We start from the raw sequence: 16,509 nt of genomic DNA on the forward strand, positions 1-16,509 counted from the left end.
CCTGAACCCGCGTCGGCAGGCGTTCAGAAGTCCTCGTCCAGGTCGACGGTGCCCTCCACCGCGACCTGGTACGCGGACGGACGCCGCTCGAAGAAGTTGGTCAGCTCCTGGACGCCCTGCAGCTCCATGAAGGAGAAGGGGTTCTCCGAGCCGTACACCGGGGCGAACCCGAGGCGTGTGAGGCGCTGGTCGGCGACGCACTCCAGGTACTGCCGCATCGAGTCGGTGTTCATGCCCGGCAGGCCGTCACCGCACAGGTCGCGGGCGAACTGAAGCTCGGCCTCGACGGCCTCCCGGAGCATGTCGGTGACCTGCTGCTGGAGCTCGTCGTCGAAGAGGTCCGGCTCCTCCTTGCGGACGGTGTCCACGACGTCGAACGCGAACGACATGTGCATCGTCTCGTCGCGGAACACCCAGTTGGTGCCGGTGGCCAGGCCGTGCAGCAGGCCCCGGCTGCGGAACCAGTAGACGTACGCGAAGGCGCCGTAGAAGAACAGGCCCTCGATGCACGCGGCGAAGCAGATGAGGTTGAGGAGGAACCGACGGCGGTCCGCCTTCGTCTCCAGGCGCTCGATCTTCTCGACCGAGTCCATCCACTTGAAGCAGAACTCGGCCTTCTCCCGGATGGACGGGATGTTCTCCACGGCCGCGAAGGCCGCCGCCCGGTCGTCCGGGTCGGGGAGGTAGGTGTCCAGGAGTGTCAGGTAGAACTGGACGTGGACGGCCTCCTCGAAGAGCTGGCGGCTCAGGTAGAGCCGCGCCTCGGGGGAGTTGATGTGCTTGTAGAGGGTCAGCACCAGGTTGTTGGCCACGATCGAGTCGCCCGTCGCGAAGAACGCGACCAGCCGACCGATCAGGTGCTGCTCGCCCGGGGTCAGCTTGGCGAGGTCCGCGACGTCCGAGTGGAGGTCGACCTCCTCCACTGTCCAGGTGTTCTTGATGGCGTCCCGGTAGCGCTCGTAGAAGTCCGGGTAGCGCATGGGGCGCAGGGTCAGCTCGAAGCCCGGGTCGAGGAGGTTCTGGTTCCGAGTGGTGGTCGGGTGGCGGGTGGTCATTACTGGCAGGCCTCGCAGGACTCGGGGTTCTCAAGGGAGCAGGCGACCGCGTCGGGGTCGGCGACCTGCTGGACGGGGATGGGCTTCTGGGTCTGCGCCTGGCCCTGGGCGGCGCGGGCGATACGGGTCGCCGGGCGCGAGCGCAGGTAGTACGTCGTCTTCAGGCCCCGCTTCCAGGCGTACGCGTACATCGAGGAGAGCTTGCCGATGGTCGGCGTCTCCATGAACAGGTTCAGTGACTGGGCCTGGTCCAGGAACGGGGTGCGCGCGGCGGCCATGTCGATCAGGCCGCGCTGCGGGATCTCCCAGGCCGTGCGGTACAGCGCCCGTACGTCGGCCGGGATCCAGGCGAAGTCCTGCACCGAACCGCTGGACTCGCGCAGCGCCTCACGGGTCCGGGCGTCCCACACGCCCAGCTCCTTCAGGTCGTTCACCAGGTAGGAGTTGACCTGGAGGAACTCCCCGGACAGTGTCTCGCGCTTGAAGAGGTTGGAGACCTGCGGCTCGATGCACTCGTACACGCCGGCGATCGAGGCGATGGTGGCGGTCGGGGCGATGGCCAGCAGCAGCGAGTTGCGCATCCCGGTCGTCGCGATCCGCTCGCGCAGCGCCGCCCAGCGCTCCGGCCACGTGAACTCGACGCCGTAGTGGTCCGGGTGCAGCACACCGCGGGCCGTACGCGTCTTCTCCCAGGCCGGCAGCGGGCCGTTGCGTTCGGCGAGGTCGGTGGAGGCCTCGTAGGCAGCGAGCATGATGCGCTCGGCGATTCGGGTGGACAGCTGCCGCGCCTCCGGGGAGTCGAAGGGCAGCCGCAGCTTGAAGAAGACGTCCTGCAGGCCCATCGCGCCGAGGCCGACCGGGCGCCACTTGGCGTTGGAGCGGCCCGCCTGCCCGGTCGGGTAGAAGTTGATGTCCACGACGCGGTCGAGGAAGGTCACGGCCGTGCGGACCGTCTCGTCCAGCCGCTCCCAGTCGATGTCGCCGGTCGCGGTGTCGACGAAGGCACCGAGGTTGACCGAGCCGAGGTTGCAGACCGCCGTCTCCCCGTCGTCGGTGACCTCCAGGATCTCCGTGCAGAGGTTGGAGGAGTGGATCACGTGGCCGGGCTCGGCCGTCTGGTTGGCGGTGCGGTTGGCGGCGTCCTTGAACGTCATCCAGCCGTTGCCGGTCTGCGCGAGGGTCCGCATCATGCGGCCGTACAGGTCCCGGGCGGGGATCGTCTTCTTGGCGAGGCCTGCCGCCTCGGCCCTGCGGTAGGCGGCGTCGAACTCCTCGCCCCACAGGTCGACCAGCTCGGGCACGTCCGACGGGGAGAACAGCGACCACTGCTCGTCTGCGTCGACCCGGCGCATGAACTCGTCCGGGATCCAGTGCGCGAGGTTGAGGTTGTGGGTGCGGCGGGCGTCCTCGCCGGTGTTGTCCCGCAGTTCCAGGAACTCCTCGATGTCGGAGTGCCAGGTCTCCAGGTAGACGGCGGCGGCACCCTTGCGCCGGCCGCCCTGGTTCACGGCGGCGACCGAGGCGTCGAGGGTCTTCAGGAACGGGACGATGCCGTTGGAGTGCCCGTTGGTGCCGCGGATCAGGGAGCCGCGGGAGCGGATGCGGGAGAAGGCGATGCCGATCCCGCCGGCGTGCTTGGAGAGGCGGGCGACCTGGTGGTAGCGCTCGTAGAGGGAGTCCAGCTCGTCCTTCGGGGAGTCGAGGAGGTAGCAGGACGACATCTGGGGGTGCCGGGTGCCGGAGTTGAAGAGGGTGGGGGAGGAGGGGAGGTAGTCGAGCCGGCTCATGAGCCCGTAGAGCGCGGCGACGTCGTCCACCGCCCGGCCGCCCGCCTGTGGATCGAACGCAGTGTCCTCGGCGAGCCCGCAGGCGACGCGGAGCATGAAGTGCTGGGGCGTCTCGACGACCTTGCGGGTGATCGGATGGCGCAGGAGGTAGCGGCTGTGCAGGGTGCGCAGGCCGAAGTAGCCGAAGCGGTCGTCGGCCCGCTCGTCCACCAGGGCGTCGAGACGGTCGGCGTGCAGGCGTACGAACGTGGCGGTGCGGTCCGCGATGAGTCCTTCCCGGTGGCCGACGGCGATGGACTCGGTGAACGACGTGACGCCCTGGGAGGCGGCCTCGGCGCGGATACCGATGGTCAGCAGGCGGGCGGCCAGCTTCGAGTAGGCGGGGTCCTCGGAGATGAGGCCCGCGGCGGCCTCCGTGGCCAGTTCGCGCAGCTCGGCCTCGTCGGCACGGGCGGACCGGCCGCGCAGCGCGGCGGCGGCGACCCGGCCGGGGTCGGCGTCGGGAAGGTCGGCGGTCAGCTCGGTCAGGGTCCGCAGCAGCGCGGCACCCGGACCGTCGGATTCCAGGCCCGTGGCTGAAGCCGGATCGACTGGCGCGATGGTCACGTGGGGCTCTCCCTCGCTCGGCACGGGGCCTGGCGGAGGGCAGGGGGCAGCTCACGAGCGCACGCGGCGTCGCGTCCACCGGCCCATTCCGCGAGGCCCGGACGTCAGGGCACCCGGACCGGACGGCCGGGCGCACTGTCGGCAGGTCCTCGGACTGACGCTCGTACGACGGCATGCGGGCATACGTGTACGAGTACACCGTTGCGGGACAGTTCCGGATTCGCACCGGATTCCCCTGCGGCGACAGCGAGCATGAGCATACATCTTGTGCCGGGCTGCGGCGCCACCCCCAGATGTTGTGTCGCACCGCCTCAGAGCGTCAACTCGTAGGTGAGGAGAGTGATGTCGTCGAGCTGGGGGAGGGGGTTCCAGTCCCGCTCGGGTGTGCGAACGAAGCCCAGGCGTTCATAGATGCGATGGGCGGTGCGCATCGTGCGCTGGGTCGACAGGACGACCCGTACGCAGCCGTCCGTGGCCCGTGCGCGGTCGACACAGGCCCGGACGAGAGCCTCTCCCGCGCCCCGGCCGCGGGCGGCGTGCGCGACCGCGAGCATCCGTATCTCGGCCTCCCCCGGTCCCGCGATGTCGGCCATGGGGCCGCCGGTCGGTACGAAGGTGACGCCGCCGAGAACGTGCCCGTCCGCCACGGCCGCCAGCACCTCTGCTGCGGCCGCCCGCCCTGCCACGTCCTTCAGTTCGTCGAGGTAGGCGTCGCTCTCGCCGAAGTCGAGGAGGCCGTCCCGGAGGTAGGCCTGCGCGGTGATCTCGCCGAGCGTGTCGTATTCGTCGGGGGTCGCCTGCCGGATGGTGAGGTCCATGGGGCCGAGTGTGCCGGACGGGTACGACAACGGGCCGCCGGATTTTCTCCGACGGCCCGCTGACCCGCGTACGACGTGGACTCAGTGCGAGGTGCCCGCCGTGGCCGGCGGCAGCTCCACCTGCACCCCGGGGTCGCCCGCGTCCGCCGTGTAGTCCTCCGGCTTCGTCTCGTCGATGCCCTCCGGAGCCTTCAGAGCCTTCAGGACGAACGTCAGCACCACCGTCACCACCACGTTCATCACGAACGCCGTCAGGCCGATGTAGCCGATCTCGCCGATGCCGGGGATCTCCTTGGCGGAGCCGCCGAAGTGCGGCTGGGTCGGGGACGCGACACCGTACGCCGCCAGCGTGCCGTAGACCATGCCGACCGCCCAGCCGGCCAGCAGCGCCCAGCGGTGGAACCAGCGGGTGAACAGACCGCCGACCAGGGCCGGGAAGGTCTGCAGGATCCAAATACCGCCCAGCAGCTGGAAGTTGATGGCGACCGTCTTGTCCATGGTCAGGACGAAGACCAGGGCGCCCACCTTCACCAGCAGCGACACGATCTTGGAGACCCTGGTCTCCTCCGCTGCCGTCGCGTTCGGCTTGATGAAGTCCTTGTAGATGTTGCGGGTGAAGAGGTTCGCGGCCGCGATCGACATGATCGCCGCGGGCACCAGTGCGCCGATGCCGATCGCCGCGAAGGCCACTCCGGCGAACCAGTCCGGGAACATGTTCTCGAACAGCTGCGGAATCGCCAGCTGCCCGTTCTGGACCTTCACACCCGCGGCGATCGCCATGAAGCCCAGCAGCGCCAGCAGTCCCAGCATCAGCGAGTACAGCGGCAGGATCGTGGTGTTGCGGCGGATCACCTCACGGCTGCGCGAGGACAGCGTGGCCGTGACCGAGTGCGGGTACATGAACAGCGCCAGCGCCGAGCCCAGCGCCAGTGTGGCGTACGTCCACTGGGTCGCCTCGGCCGGGACCAGGGCGCCGCGCGGCTTGCCCGTCTTCGGGTTGGCCTGCGCGAACGCATGGCCCGCCTTTGCGAAGACGTCGTCGAAGCCGCCCAGCTTGATCGGGATGTAGATGATCGCCACCGCGATGACTATGTAGATCAGCGCGTCCTTCACGAACGCGATCAGGGCGGGCGCCCTGAGGCCCGACGAGTACGTGTACGCGGCCAGCACGCCGAAGGCGATCAGCAGCGGCAGGTCCTTCACGAACCAGTTGGTGTTCTCGCCGCCGCCCACACCCATCACGTCCAGCACGGCCTGGATGCCCACCAGCTGGAGCGCGATGTACGGCATGGTCGCCAGGATGCCGGTGAGCGCCACGGCCAGCGACAGGCCCTTCGAACCGAACCGACCGCGCACGAAGTCCGAGGTCGTGACGTACCCGTGCCGGTGCGAGACCGACCACAGGCGCGGCAGGAAGGTGAAGATGAGCGGGTACACCAGGATGGTGTAGGGCACCGCGAAGAAACCCGAGGCGCCCGCCGCGTAGATCGCCGCCGGCACGGCCACGAACGTGTACGCGGTGTACAGGTCGCCGCCGAGAAGGAACCAGGTGACCCAGGTTCCGAACGAGCGGCCGCCGAGGCCCCACTCGTCGAGGCTGTGCTCGTTGTCGGCCCTGCGCCAGCGCGCCGCCAGGAAGCCCATGACCGTGACGGCCAGGAAGAAGAAGACGAAGACGCCGAGCGCGACGCCGTTCACACCGTCCTTCACTGCGACGCACCCCCCTTCTGGCCGGCGCGGGCGCGCTGGTCACGCTGCCACAGCTTGTACGCGAGCATCGTCAGCGCCGTGGAGATGAGCACCCACAGCATCTGGTACCAGTAGAAGAACGGGATGCCGATGAACGCGGGGTCGGTCTTGGCGTACGAGCCGACCCACAGCATCGCGACGAAGGGTGCTACAAGGCAGAGGGCGATGACGACGCGCACCGGCGTCACCACCGCCGCTTTGGCTGCATCTGGTTGATCGGACATGCGGCTCCGTCCCCTCACTGGTCACCTGTGCACCTGTGTAATGCGCAGGCAATGTAGGTGACCCCGTCATGAAAGCGGAAGCCCTCGTCCGCATATCGGTCGTGACCAGGTCCGGAAAGCGCTGCTTGTTCACTCCGCAGGCCGCTTCAGCCGGGCCACGAACTTGTAGCGGTCCCCTCGGTAGACGGACCGCACCCACTCCACCGGCTTGCCCTCGCGGTCGAGCGAGTGGCGGGAGAGCATCAGCATCGGCAGGCCGACGTCCGTACCGAGCAGACCCGCCTCACGCGGGGTGGCAAGCGAGGTCTCGATGGTCTCCTCGGCCTCCGCGAGATGGACGTCGTAGACCTCCGCGAGCGCCGTGTAGAGGGAGGTGTACTTCACCAGCGAGCGGCGCAGCGCCGGGAAGCGCTTGGCGGACAGGTGGGTCGTCTCGATGGCCATCGGCTCGCCGCTCGCCAGCCGCAGCCGCTCGATGCGCAGCACCCGGCCGCCGGGCGAGATGTCGAGCAGCCCGGCGAGCGTGTCGTCGGCCGTGATGTAGCCGATGTCCAGCAACTGGGAGGTCGGCTCCAGGCCCTGCGCCCGCATGTCCTCCGTGTACGAGGTCAGTTGCAGCGCCTGGGACACCTTCGGCTTGGCGACGAACGTGCCCTTGCCCTGGATGCGTTCGAGCCGTCCCTCGACGACCAGCTCCTGCAACGCCTGGCGCACCGTCGTGCGGGAGGTGTCGAACTCCGCGGCCAGCGTGCGCTCGGGCGGCACCGGCGTGCCCGGCGCCAGCGTCTCCGTCATGTCGAGCAGATGCTTCTTCAGACGGTAGTACTTGGGCACGCGCGCGGTGCGGACGGTCGTCCCGCCCTCGCTCTCCGCACTGCTGACGTCGGTGCTCATGCTCTGCCTTCCCGGCTCCGGATGCCGAAGCGACCGACGGTCCGTCGGTCACGGCTCACATCGTGGCACGGCGTCATGGGGAGCAGGGCCCCCACGCTCCGTGATCCCCGTTCCACGGACGGGGATCCCCTCTGTATACCGTCGGCACCCTCGCTGGTCTAGTCCACATCCTGGAACTGGTCCAGTCGCGGCCGCGGGAATCCGGGTGCCCGTTTTCACTGGGTTCCTACTTAAAGATCCTTTCATATGTAGGTCGCATAACGAACGCCCTGAGCGGCTCGAACGCCCTTGACGCGCCTATTGGTCTGAGCCAAGCTCCCCCCTACTGGTCTACACCATTGGTCCAGTCCCGGCCCCACGGGCGGTGCGCGTCGTCACGCCGCGGGGACAAGGGGGGTTTGTGGCATCCCTGAGGAGGATGGCGTGAAGCGCAAACTGACAGTCGCGATCGGTATCGCGGGCATGATGGTCTCCATCGCGGCGTGCGGGGGCGGGAAGTCCGGCGGGTCGAGCACGGGGGCGGACGCCAAGGAGCTCACCGTCTGGCTGACGGTCGACGCCCAGAACAACTGGCCGGCGCTGGTGAAGGCCGCCGACGACGCGGTGCTGAAGAAGCACCCGGGCCTGAAGATCAACCACGAGTACTACGGCTGGCCGGACAAGAACACCAAGCTCGACGCCGTCCTCGCCACCGACAAGGCGCCCGACGTGGTCGAGATGGGCAACACCGAGATGCTCGGCTACATGGTCAAGGGCGCCTTCGCCCCCGTGGACGCGGCCAAGTTCGACAACTCGGCCCAGTGGCTGGACGGCCTCAAGGCCTCCGTGACATACGACGGCAAGACCTACGGCGTCCCCTACTACGCCGGCGGCCGCGTCGCCAACTGGCGCAAGGACATCGCCGCTTCGGTCGGCGTCAAGACGCCGCCGAAGACGTACCAGGAGCTCACCGCCGACCTGGACAAGATCCAGAAGAAGGAGGGCAGCGGGTTCAGCGCCTGGTACCAGCCCACGCGCGACTGGTACGCGGCCATGTCCTTCGTCTACGACGCCGGCGGCTCCATCGCCAAGCAGGAGGGCGGCCAGTGGAAGGCCAACCTCTCCTCGCCCGAGTCCCTCAAGGGCCTCAGCGAGTTCAAGACGGTCATCGACAAGTACATGCACGGCGACAAGACCAAGGACGAATCCGACCGGTACATCGTCTACGGCCAGGGCAAGTCCGCCATGATCTTCGGCGCCGCCTGGGAGGGCGCGGCCGCGGCCGACCCGAAGGCCGACAAGACCGGCGGCAAGCTGAAGACCAGCCTCGAGAACTTCGTGATGCCCGGTCCCTCCGGCAAGAACATGCCCGTCTTCCTGGGCGGTTCCGACCTGGCGATCCCGGTGAAGTCCAAGGCGCAGGCACTGGCCGCCGAGTGGATCAACGCGTTCACCGGATCGCAGGGCCAGAAGGGCCTCATCGCCAAGGGCAACCTGCCCAACGACAAGACCGACCTCGCGACCCTGAAGAACGACCCGGCGACGGCGGTACCGGCCACCGCTGCCGAGTCCAACTGGTTCGTCCCCATGGCACCCGGCTGGGGCCAGGTCGAGAAGGCGCAGGTCCTGCAGACGATGCTCCAGGACATCGGCACCGGCAAGAAGTCGGTCGAGGCCGCCGCGAAGGACGCGGACGCCGCGATCGACAAGGTCATCAACACCAAGTGAGCCGACGGCAGGGCCCCGTGGATCCCGGGGGGTGTTCGGGGAGGGGCCCTGCGTCTCGTACGACCGTGGGGGCGGGGCTGCCGTCCTCCTGCGACCGTGCGGGTTTCGCCTTCGTACGACCTGAAGGACCGCTGAGGAGCGCGCGATGAGTGCCGCAGACACGACCACCCCTGCCAAGGTGCCGCCGCCGCGGCCGGCGCCTCCACCACCGGGCGTCGCCGCCGCGAGGCCACGCAGAGGGCGGGCGCCGGGCGGGGCCGCCGTCCCCTGGGCGCTGCTCGCCCCCTGTCTGCTGGTCCTCGCCCTGGTGATGGGCTATCCACTGGTCCGCCTGGTGACCCTGTCCTTCCAGAAGTTCGGCCAGTCGCAGTTGTGGGGGTTCCAGCCGGCCCAGTCGGCCGGGTTCGCCAACTTCACCAACGTGCTTGAGGACGGCGAGTTCTGGGCAGTCGTCGTGCGCACGATCGTCTTCGCGGCCGGCTCGGTGATCTTCACCATGGTCCTCGGCATGCTGATCGCGCTGCTGCTCCAGCGGGTCTCCGGCTGGATGAAGACGCTGATCAACGTCGTGCTGGTGGCCAGTTGGGGCATGCCGGTCATCGTGGCCACCACCGTCTTCAAGTGGCTCTTCGACTCGGACTACGGCATCCTCAACGCCCTGCTGAGCAAGCTGCCCGGCGTGCATCTGATCGGCCACAACTGGTTCGCGAGCGGACCGCAGGGTCTGGCCGTGATCATGCTCCTCGTGGTCTGGGGCGCCGTCCCGTTCGTCGTCATCACGCTCGGCGCGGGCCTCACCCAGGTGCCGAAGGAGCTGGAGGAGGCGGCCCGGCTCGACGGCGCGGGCTCCTGGGGCGTGTTCCGGCATGTCACCCTCCCGATCCTGAAGCCGATCATCGTGATGCTCACGACCCTCTCCGTCATCTGGGACATGGGCGTCTTCCCGCAGGTCTTCGTGATGCGCGGCGGCCACCCCGAGGCCGAGTTCCAGCTGCTCACCACCTACTCGTACGACCGGGCGTTCGTGGTCAACGACTACGGCCAGGGCTCCGCGATCGCGCTGATCACCGTGCTGTTGCTGCTCGGCGTCGTCGCCCTCTACATGCGCCAGATGCTGAAGATCGGAGAAGTCGAATGAGCGGCATGAGCGCGACGACGCTCAGCGGGCGCGACCCGGCCCGCCGCCGGACCAGGTCCAAGCTCGGCTGGAACCTCCTCGGCCTGCTTGTCTTCCTCACCGCGGGCTTCCCCGTCTACTGGATGATCGACACGGCGTTCAAACCGGCGAAGGACGCCATCGATCCGGACCCGAGCCTGCTGCCCACGGGCGTCACACTGGCCAACTTCCGCCGGGCGCTGGACATCGCCGACTTCTGGGGACCGGTCGGCCGCAGTCTGATCGTGTCGCTCTCGGTGGTCGCGATCGGCATCGTCGTCGGCACGCTGGCCGCGCTCGCCATCTCCCGGTTCGCCTTCCGCGGCCGGAAGATCGTGATCGTGGGCATCCTGGCGGTCCAGATGGTCCCGCTCGTCGCCATGATCATTCCGGTGTTCCTGCTGCTCAACGACCTCGGCCAGTACGACAAGCTGTCCGGCCTCATCATCACCTACCTGACCTTCATCCTCCCGTTCACGGTGTGGACGCTGCGCGGCTTCATCGTCAACATCCCGCGCGAGCTGGAGGAGGCGGCGATGGTGGACGGCTGCTCGCGCACCGGGGCCTTCCTGCGCGTGGTCTTCCCGCTGCTGGCCCCCGGTCTGGTCGCCACCTCGGTCTACGGCTTCATCCAGGCCTGGAACGAGTACCTGTACGCCCTGATGCTGATGAGCCAGGAGAACCAGACCGCGACCGTCTGGCTCGGCAACTTCACCACCAAGCACGGCACCGAGTACGCCCCGATGATGGCCGGCGCCACGATGATGGCGGTGCCGATCGTCGTGCTCTTCCTCCTCGTCCAGCGCAAGATGGCCGCGGGCCTCACCGCGGGCGCCGTGAAGGGATAACGCCCCCCGATGACGACATTCGCCAGCGGCACGGACACTCTGACGCGCGACGCGCTGACGGTCCTCCAACCCGGCTTCATCGGCACCACCGCCCCCGACTGGCTGCTGCGGCGCCTCGGCGAGGGCCTGGCGTCCGTGGGCCTGTTCGGCCGCAACATCACCTCGCCCGAACAACTCGCCGCGCTGACCGCACAGTTGCGCGCCGAACGCGACGACGTCCTCGTCGCCATCGACGAGGAGGGAGGAGACGTCACCCGCCTGGAGGTGCGGACCGGCTCCTCCTTCCCGGGCAACCACGCGCTGGGCGCGGTCGACGACGTCGACCTGACCCGCGAGGCGGCGTACGCACTCGGCCGCCGGCTCGCCGAGTGCGGGGTCAACTTCAACTGGGCGCCCTCGGCCGATGTGAACTCCAACCCCGCCAACCCGGTGATCGGCGTCCGGTCCTTCGGCGCCGACCCCGAGCTGGTGGCCCGCCACACCGCCGCCTACGTCACCGGCCTGCAGTCCGCCGGCGTCGCCGCCTGCACCAAGCACTTCCCGGGCCACGGCGACACGGAGGTCGACTCCCACCTCGCCCTCCCGCGCATCGACGCGGAAGCAGCCGTGCTCCAGGACCGCGAACTCGCCCCGTTCCCCGCGGCGATCACCGCCGGCACGCGGGCGGTGATGAGCGCGCACATCCTCGTCCCGGCCCTGGACCCGGACCGCCCGGCAACGTTGTCCCGGCGCATCCTGACCGACCTGCTGCGCGACGAGCTCGCCTACGACGGCCTGATCGTCACCGACGGCATGGAGATGCGGGCGATCGCCGGGACGTACGGCATCGAGCGCGGCAGCGTCCTCGCCATCGCGGCCGGTGCCGACGCCATCTGCGTGGGCGGCGGCCTCGCGGACGACGAGACGGTACGACGGCTGCGGGACGCCCTGGTGGCGGCGGTCCGCTCCGGCGAGCTGGCCGAGGAACGGCTCGCCGAGGCCGCGGAACGCGTACGGGCGCTGGCACGGTGGACGGCGTCGGCGGCAGCGGACGGCGCCGGCCCACACCGGCCGCCCGTCGCCGACATCGGACTGCTCGCGGCCCGCCGCGCGCTGACGGTCACCGGCGAAGAGGGCTTCACCCCGCTCACCGAGCCGCCCTACGTTGCCGCCCTCACCCCCGTCGCCAACATCGCGGTGGGCGACGAGACCCCGTGGGGCGTGGCCGCCGAACTGCTCCGCCTGCTTCCCGGCACGCAGACCGGCAGCTTCGCCGGGGACGCGGCGGGCCGTGCGGCGCTGGCGGCCGCCGGGCCCCGGCGGATCGTGGCGGTGGTCCGCGACGAGCACCGCCACCCCTGGATGGCCTCCGCCCTGGACACGCTCCTCGCGCAGCGTCCCGACACCATCGTGGTCGAGATGGGTGTGCCCCAGGCCGCTCCTCGCGGTGCCCTGCACATCGCCACCCACGGAGCGGCACGGGTGTGCGGTCGGGCGGCGGCGGAGGTCATCGCGGGCCGTTGAGCCGTGGCGGGGAGGACGCCGGGTCCGGGTGCCGTCCGGGCCCGGCGTCCTCCTTGTGAGGCGTTTTCCTTGGGAGGGGGCTAGATGCCCTGCCAGTCGGGCTTGTTGGCGTAGGTGTGGCGGAAGTAGTCGGCGAGCTTCAGCTTGGACGCGGCGGCCTCGTCCACGACAACGGTCGCGTGCGGGTGGAGTTGGAGCGCGGAGGCCGGGCAGACGGCGGCCACCGGGCCCTCGACGGTCGCGGCGACCGCGTCCGCCTTGCCCTCGCCGGTCGCCAGCAGCACCAGGTGCCGCGCCTCGAGGATGGTGCCTATGCCCTGGGTGATCACATGGTGCGGCACCTGGGCGATGTCGCCGTCGAAGAAGCGGGCGTTGTCGATACGTGTCTGCTCGGTGAGCGTCTTGATACGGGTGCGGGAGGCGAGTGAGGAGCACGGCTCGTTGAACCCGATGTGCCCGTCGGTTCCGATCCCGAGCAGCTGCAGATCCACGCCTCCGGCCTCGGTGAGCGCCCTGTCGTACGCCGCGCACGCGGCCTGGACGTCCTCTGCGGTGCCGTCGGGCCCCAGGAAGGCGTCCATGCCTATGCCGAGCGGCTCCAGCACCTCTCGCCGGAGGACGGAACGGTACGACTCCGGGTGGTCCGCGGGGAGTCCGACGTATTCGTCGAGCTGGGCGACACGCGCCCGTGAAACGTCCACGGCACCGGAACGCGCCTTCGCTGCCAGGGCCTCGTACACGGGCAACGGTGTCGACCCGGTGGCCACACCGAGCAGGGCGTCGGGCTTGCGTCGGAGCAGCTGTGCCATGGCCTCGGCGATGAGCTCGCCACCCGCCTGGGCGTCCGGAACGATGACAACTTCCACGCTGGGCCTGCCGATCTGAGGAGAGGGGACTGGAACCGGGGAGAGGGACCATGTGGTTTAGACCAATCTAACAGAGCCGGGGTCGGTGTAGGGGCTGCGGACAGGGGTGTCGGCGGTGAGTGGGGAGGCGGTCCGGCGGGAGCCGGCGGCGGCCCGAAAGCGGGGCCCGGCCGGGGCCGCCCGCCTGGCGGATTCGGGCCGGCAGACGTACAGATCTGTCCCGCTCTGCCCGGCATCACCGGGCGCAGATCCGCCACTGCCTCCCCGCCGAGGCATCGCCGGGTCCGAGGGGGTGGAATAGGAGCCGTCAGGCCAGAGCGAGAGGCACTGCCCACCCCGGGAGGAACCCCATGACGCCGACGACGCCGGACCCTCAGCGAGACCTCCCGGGACGGACCATGGCCCGGGAGATGGCCGAACAGCCCGCCGTGCTGCGCCGCATCCTCGACGAGGGGGCGCCGCGCATCCGGGAGGTGGCCCGCGAGGTCGCCGCCCGCAAGCCCCGGTTCGTGCTGCTGACGGCCCGCGGCACCTCGGACAACGCCGCGCTCTACGCCAAGTACCTCCTGGAGATCCGCCTCGGCCTGCCCTGCGGTCTCACCTCGATGTCCACGACCACGGCCTACGGCGCCCGCCCCGACCTCACCGACGTCCTCGTCATCACCGTCAGTCAGTCCGGCGGCTCCCCGGACCTGGTCGCCTCGACGCGGGCCGCCCGCGAGGCCGGCGCCCTCACGCTCGCCGTGACCAACAACCCCGACTCACCGCTGGCCGCCGTCTCCGAGTACCACATCGACGTCATGGCCGGTGAGGAGAAGGCGCTCCCCGCGACCAAGACCTACACCGCCTCCCTCCTCGCCCTCTATCTCTTCGTCGAAGGACTGCGCGGCGGCGACGGCGCCCCCGCGAAGGCACTGCCCGACCTCGCCGAGCAACTCCTCGCCCGCCAGGACGAGGTCCGCGCCCTCGCCGCCCGCTACCGCTTCGCCGAGCGCATGGTCATCACCTCACGCGGCTACGGCTACCCCACCGCCAAGGAAGCCGCCCTGAAGCTGATGGAGACCAGCTATATCCCCGCGCTCTCCTACTCCGGCGCCGATCTCCTGCACGGTCCGCTCGCCATGGTCGACAACGTCTCGCCGGTCATCGCCGTCGTGACGGACGGCAAGGGCGGCGCCGCGCTCCAGCCCGTACTCGACCGGCTGCGCGGCCGCGGCGCCGACCTCGTCGTCATCGGGCCGACGAGCCAGGTCGAGCAGGCATCGGCGGGGTTCGTCCTGCCGACCGAGGGTGTGGCCGAGGAGGTCCAGCCGATCCTCGAGATCATCCCGCTCCAGCTCCTCGCCTACGAGGTCACCATCGCCCGCGGCCAGGACCCGGACGCCCCGCGCGCCCTGGCAAAGGTGACGGAGACGCACTGAGAAGCGGCTGGATCTGCCGGAAGTCCGCCGGAGGCCCTACGTCAGCGAACCTCCCGTCGCGTCCACCCAGCTGCCCGTGACCCACCGGCCGGCGTCCGAGGCCAGGAACGCCACCACGTCGGCGACGTCCGCCGGGGTGCCCACGCGGCCCAGTGCCGATATGGAGGCGGCCCAGGCCGCGCCGTCCTGCGTGCCGTGCAGCAACTCGGCGGTGTTGTCGGTGTCGATGATCCCGGGCGCCACCGAGTTCACGGTGATGCCGCGATGGCCCAGCACCTTGGACAGGTCGCGGGTGAAGACGTCCAGGGCGCCCTTCGTCATCGCATAGGCGATCTGCTGCGGTATCGCCGCGGTCCTGGACAGGCCGGAGGAGATGTTGATGACACGACCGCCGTCCCTCAACCGGTCCAGGCCGCGGCGCACGATGAAGAACGGCGCCTTCACATTCACCGCGAAGACCTTGTCGTACTCCTCCTCCTCGATCTCCGACAGCGGGCGTGCACCGCCGATCCCGGCGTTGTTGACCAGGATGTCCACGCCGTCCGCATGGCGGTCGAACGCCTCCCACAGGGCCTGGGCGTCGCCCGGCAGCCCCAGCTCGACGCCGAGCGCGAATGCGGAACCGCCGACCGCCTCGATCGCCGCGACCGTCTCCTTCGCCGCCGCCTCGTTCCGGCCGTAGTGCACGGCCACCCGCGCGCCGTCACGCGCCAGCCGCTCGGCGATTCCCCGGCCGATGCCCCTGCTCGCCCCCGTGACGAGCGCGGTCCTCCCCGCGAGCACACCCATGCCGACGCCCCCATTCCCTAGCGATCGATACAGAAAAGACCGTACTGCAGGGCCGGGTCATTTCTCTAGCCACCGCTATAAAATCCACCCCATGGTGGAGAGCCAGGACACCGACCGACGGACCGAGCCGCTGCCCGGGGGGCTGACGGGGGCCGCGGCCGAGCGCGAGCCCGCGACCGAGTCGACGCCGGCGCGCGGCGGTTCCGGGTCGTCCCGCCCACGCGGACGCCCCCGTTCCTTCGACCGCGGGACCGCACTCGAAAAGGCCCTCCTCGCGTTCTGGGAGCACGGTTACGAGGCCACCTCCGTCTCCGACCTCACCCGGGTCATGGGGATCGGCGCGCCGAGCCTGTACGCGGCGTTCGGCGACAAGCGGTCCCTCTTCGAGGAGGTCGTCGGCGTCTACGACGAGCGGTACGGATCCTTCGGTGACCGGGCCCTCGCCGAGGAGCCCACCGCTCGCGCCGCTGTCGAGCGGATGCTGCGCGAGGCCGCCGAGCTCTACACCGCCCCCGGGCACCCGCACGGCTGCCTCGTCATCCACGCCGCCGCCAACTGCACGACGCCGGGGATCGAGGCGTCCCTGCGGGTGCGGCGCAAGGCCAACATCGACGCCTTCGAGAGCCGTATCCGGGCCGGGGTCGCCGCCGGCGAGCTGCCCGCCGATACCGATGCCCGCACGCTCGCCCGGTACGTCGGCGCGATCATCCAGGGCATGTCCCAACAGGCGCGCGACGGGGCCACTCGGGAGGAACTGGAAGCGCTCGCCGAGGTGGCCCTGGCCGTCTGGCCCCGCGCACGAACCGACCGGGACTACGCTCCGAGTGGGCCGTCGGGATGGCCAGGACGGATGCGTGCGGGCATGGATGTCTGATAAAGAGACAACAACAAACATCCTCAAACGCATGGACACATGCACCGAGACCCAGGCACCATGGTCCTGCCAGCGTGGTCTAGTCCACCACGCCGACAACCCTAGGTAAAGTAAGTAAAGACACAAGCCCCGTCTTCCCCGCACAGGAAGGCGGCCCGAGGAACCGGCGCTCTCTGCCCTGACTGCTCCGGCTCCTCGACCTTCGGCCGACC

14 protein-coding genes and 1 riboswitch are annotated in these 16,509 nt (G+C 69.7%); of the genes, 6 read left to right on the plus strand and 8 right to left on the minus strand.

Annotation, left to right across the window (positions count from 1 at the left end; all coding sequences use genetic code 11):
• Positions 1-23 precede the first annotated feature (23 nt).
• The 6 genes from N8I84_RS26395 to N8I84_RS26420 form a co-directional block, all read right to left on the minus strand.
• Positions 24-1,055, minus strand: coding sequence for a ribonucleotide-diphosphate reductase subunit beta (locus N8I84_RS26395; protein WP_263231983.1), 1,032 nt, complete (start codon positions 1,053-1,055; stop codon positions 24-26).
• Positions 1,055-3,448: a ribonucleoside-diphosphate reductase subunit alpha gene (locus N8I84_RS26400; RefSeq protein ID WP_263231984.1), complete on the minus strand. Its 2,394-nt coding sequence runs from the start codon at positions 3,446-3,448 to the stop codon at positions 1,055-1,057. Before N8I84_RS26400 ends, N8I84_RS26395 begins: the two co-directional genes overlap by 1 nt.
• A gap of 123 nt (positions 3,449-3,571) precedes the next feature.
• A riboswitch (cobalamin riboswitch) is annotated at positions 3,572-3,708 on the minus strand.
• Between the two features lie 51 nt (positions 3,709-3,759).
• Positions 3,760-4,266: a GNAT family N-acetyltransferase gene (locus N8I84_RS26405; RefSeq protein WP_263231985.1), complete on the minus strand. Its 507-nt coding sequence runs from the start codon at positions 4,264-4,266 to the stop codon at positions 3,760-3,762.
• Between the two features lie 81 nt (positions 4,267-4,347).
• Positions 4,348-5,976 (minus strand): monocarboxylate uptake permease MctP, encoded by a 1,629-nt coding sequence (gene mctP / locus N8I84_RS26410; RefSeq protein WP_263231986.1) that lies wholly within the window; start codon positions 5,974-5,976, stop codon positions 4,348-4,350.
• Positions 5,973-6,239: a DUF3311 domain-containing protein gene (locus N8I84_RS26415; RefSeq protein WP_263231987.1), complete on the minus strand. Its 267-nt coding sequence runs from the start codon at positions 6,237-6,239 to the stop codon at positions 5,973-5,975. The genes mctP and N8I84_RS26415 overlap by 4 nt, the downstream gene beginning before the upstream one ends.
• A gap of 129 nt (positions 6,240-6,368) precedes the next feature.
• Complete coding sequence (locus tag N8I84_RS26420) at positions 6,369-7,133, minus strand: GntR family transcriptional regulator (RefSeq protein WP_200419239.1); 765 nt, start codon at positions 7,131-7,133, stop codon at positions 6,369-6,371.
• Positions 7,134-7,556: 423 nt separating this feature from the next.
• Here N8I84_RS26420 and N8I84_RS26425 point away from each other — a divergent pair, with 423 nt between their 5' ends.
• The 4 genes from N8I84_RS26425 (at position 7,557) to N8I84_RS26440 (ending at position 12,347) form a co-directional block, all read left to right on the plus strand.
• Entirely contained in the window at positions 7,557-8,840 is a 1,284-nt protein-coding gene (locus tag N8I84_RS26425) for an extracellular solute-binding protein (RefSeq protein WP_263231988.1), read from the plus strand.
• A gap of 145 nt (positions 8,841-8,985) precedes the next feature.
• On the plus strand, positions 8,986-9,978 hold the full coding sequence (locus N8I84_RS26430; RefSeq protein ID WP_263231989.1) for a carbohydrate ABC transporter permease: 993 nt from the start codon (positions 8,986-8,988) through the stop codon (positions 9,976-9,978).
• Positions 9,979-9,983: 5 nt separating this feature from the next.
• Entirely contained in the window at positions 9,984-10,844 is an 861-nt protein-coding gene (locus N8I84_RS26435) for a carbohydrate ABC transporter permease (protein ID WP_390898947.1), read from the plus strand.
• 9 nt (positions 10,845-10,853) lie between these two features.
• Positions 10,854-12,347, plus strand: coding sequence for a glycoside hydrolase family 3 protein (locus N8I84_RS26440; protein ID WP_263231991.1), 1,494 nt, complete (start codon positions 10,854-10,856; stop codon positions 12,345-12,347).
• A gap of 80 nt (positions 12,348-12,427) precedes the next feature.
• Here the strand turns inward: N8I84_RS26440 and nagB are convergent, their stop codons facing one another.
• Positions 12,428-13,213 carry a glucosamine-6-phosphate deaminase gene (gene nagB / locus N8I84_RS26445; RefSeq protein ID WP_263231992.1) on the minus strand — a complete coding sequence of 262 codons (786 nt, stop codon included), beginning with the start codon at positions 13,211-13,213 and terminating at the stop codon, positions 12,428-12,430.
• A 350-nt stretch (positions 13,214-13,563) separates the two neighbouring features.
• On the opposite strand from nagB, the gene N8I84_RS26450 reads away from it, so the two are divergent.
• Positions 13,564-14,634 carry an SIS domain-containing protein gene (locus N8I84_RS26450; RefSeq protein WP_263231993.1) on the plus strand — a complete coding sequence of 357 codons (1,071 nt, stop codon included), beginning with the start codon at positions 13,564-13,566 and terminating at the stop codon, positions 14,632-14,634.
• A 36-nt stretch (positions 14,635-14,670) separates the two neighbouring features.
• Here the strand turns inward: N8I84_RS26450 and N8I84_RS26455 are convergent, their stop codons facing one another.
• On the minus strand, positions 14,671-15,423 hold the full coding sequence (locus N8I84_RS26455) for an SDR family oxidoreductase (RefSeq protein ID WP_263231994.1): 753 nt from the start codon (positions 15,421-15,423) through the stop codon (positions 14,671-14,673).
• Positions 15,424-15,514: 91 nt separating this feature from the next.
• Here N8I84_RS26455 and N8I84_RS26460 point away from each other — a divergent pair, with 91 nt between their 5' ends.
• Positions 15,515-16,297 carry a TetR/AcrR family transcriptional regulator gene (locus N8I84_RS26460; RefSeq protein WP_263231995.1) on the plus strand — a complete coding sequence of 261 codons (783 nt, stop codon included), beginning with the start codon at positions 15,515-15,517 and terminating at the stop codon, positions 16,295-16,297.
• Positions 16,298-16,509 lie beyond the last annotated feature (212 nt).

It is taken from the genome of Streptomyces cynarae (assembly GCF_025642135.1).
In the GTDB taxonomy this organism is placed as follows: domain Bacteria; phylum Actinomycetota; class Actinomycetes; order Streptomycetales; family Streptomycetaceae; genus Streptomyces; species Streptomyces cynarae.

Excerpts from the sequence above, each read along its gene's own strand:
- N8I84_RS26395 (WP_263231983.1), bottom strand. The coding sequence starts at position 1,055 with ATGACCACCCGCCACCCGACCACCACTCGGAACCAGAACCTCCTCGAC.
- N8I84_RS26405 (WP_263231985.1), bottom strand. The coding sequence starts at position 4,266 with ATGGACCTCACCATCCGGCAGGCGACCCCCGACGAATACGACACGCTC.
- N8I84_RS26415 (WP_263231987.1), bottom strand. The coding sequence starts at position 6,239 with ATGTCCGATCAACCAGATGCAGCCAAAGCGGCGGTGGTGACGCCGGTG.
- N8I84_RS26420 (WP_200419239.1), bottom strand. The coding sequence starts at position 7,133 with ATGAGCACCGACGTCAGCAGTGCGGAGAGCGAGGGCGGGACGACCGTC.
- N8I84_RS26430 (WP_263231989.1), top strand. The coding sequence starts at position 8,986 with ATGAGTGCCGCAGACACGACCACCCCTGCCAAGGTGCCGCCGCCGCGG.
- N8I84_RS26435 (WP_390898947.1), top strand. The coding sequence starts at position 9,984 with ATGAGCGCGACGACGCTCAGCGGGCGCGACCCGGCCCGCCGCCGGACC.
- N8I84_RS26440 (WP_263231991.1), top strand. The coding sequence starts at position 10,854 with ATGACGACATTCGCCAGCGGCACGGACACTCTGACGCGCGACGCGCTG.
- N8I84_RS26450 (WP_263231993.1), top strand. The coding sequence starts at position 13,564 with ATGACGCCGACGACGCCGGACCCTCAGCGAGACCTCCCGGGACGGACC.
- N8I84_RS26455 (WP_263231994.1), bottom strand. The coding sequence starts at position 15,423 with ATGGGTGTGCTCGCGGGGAGGACCGCGCTCGTCACGGGGGCGAGCAGG.
- N8I84_RS26460 (WP_263231995.1), top strand. The coding sequence starts at position 15,515 with ATGGTGGAGAGCCAGGACACCGACCGACGGACCGAGCCGCTGCCCGGG.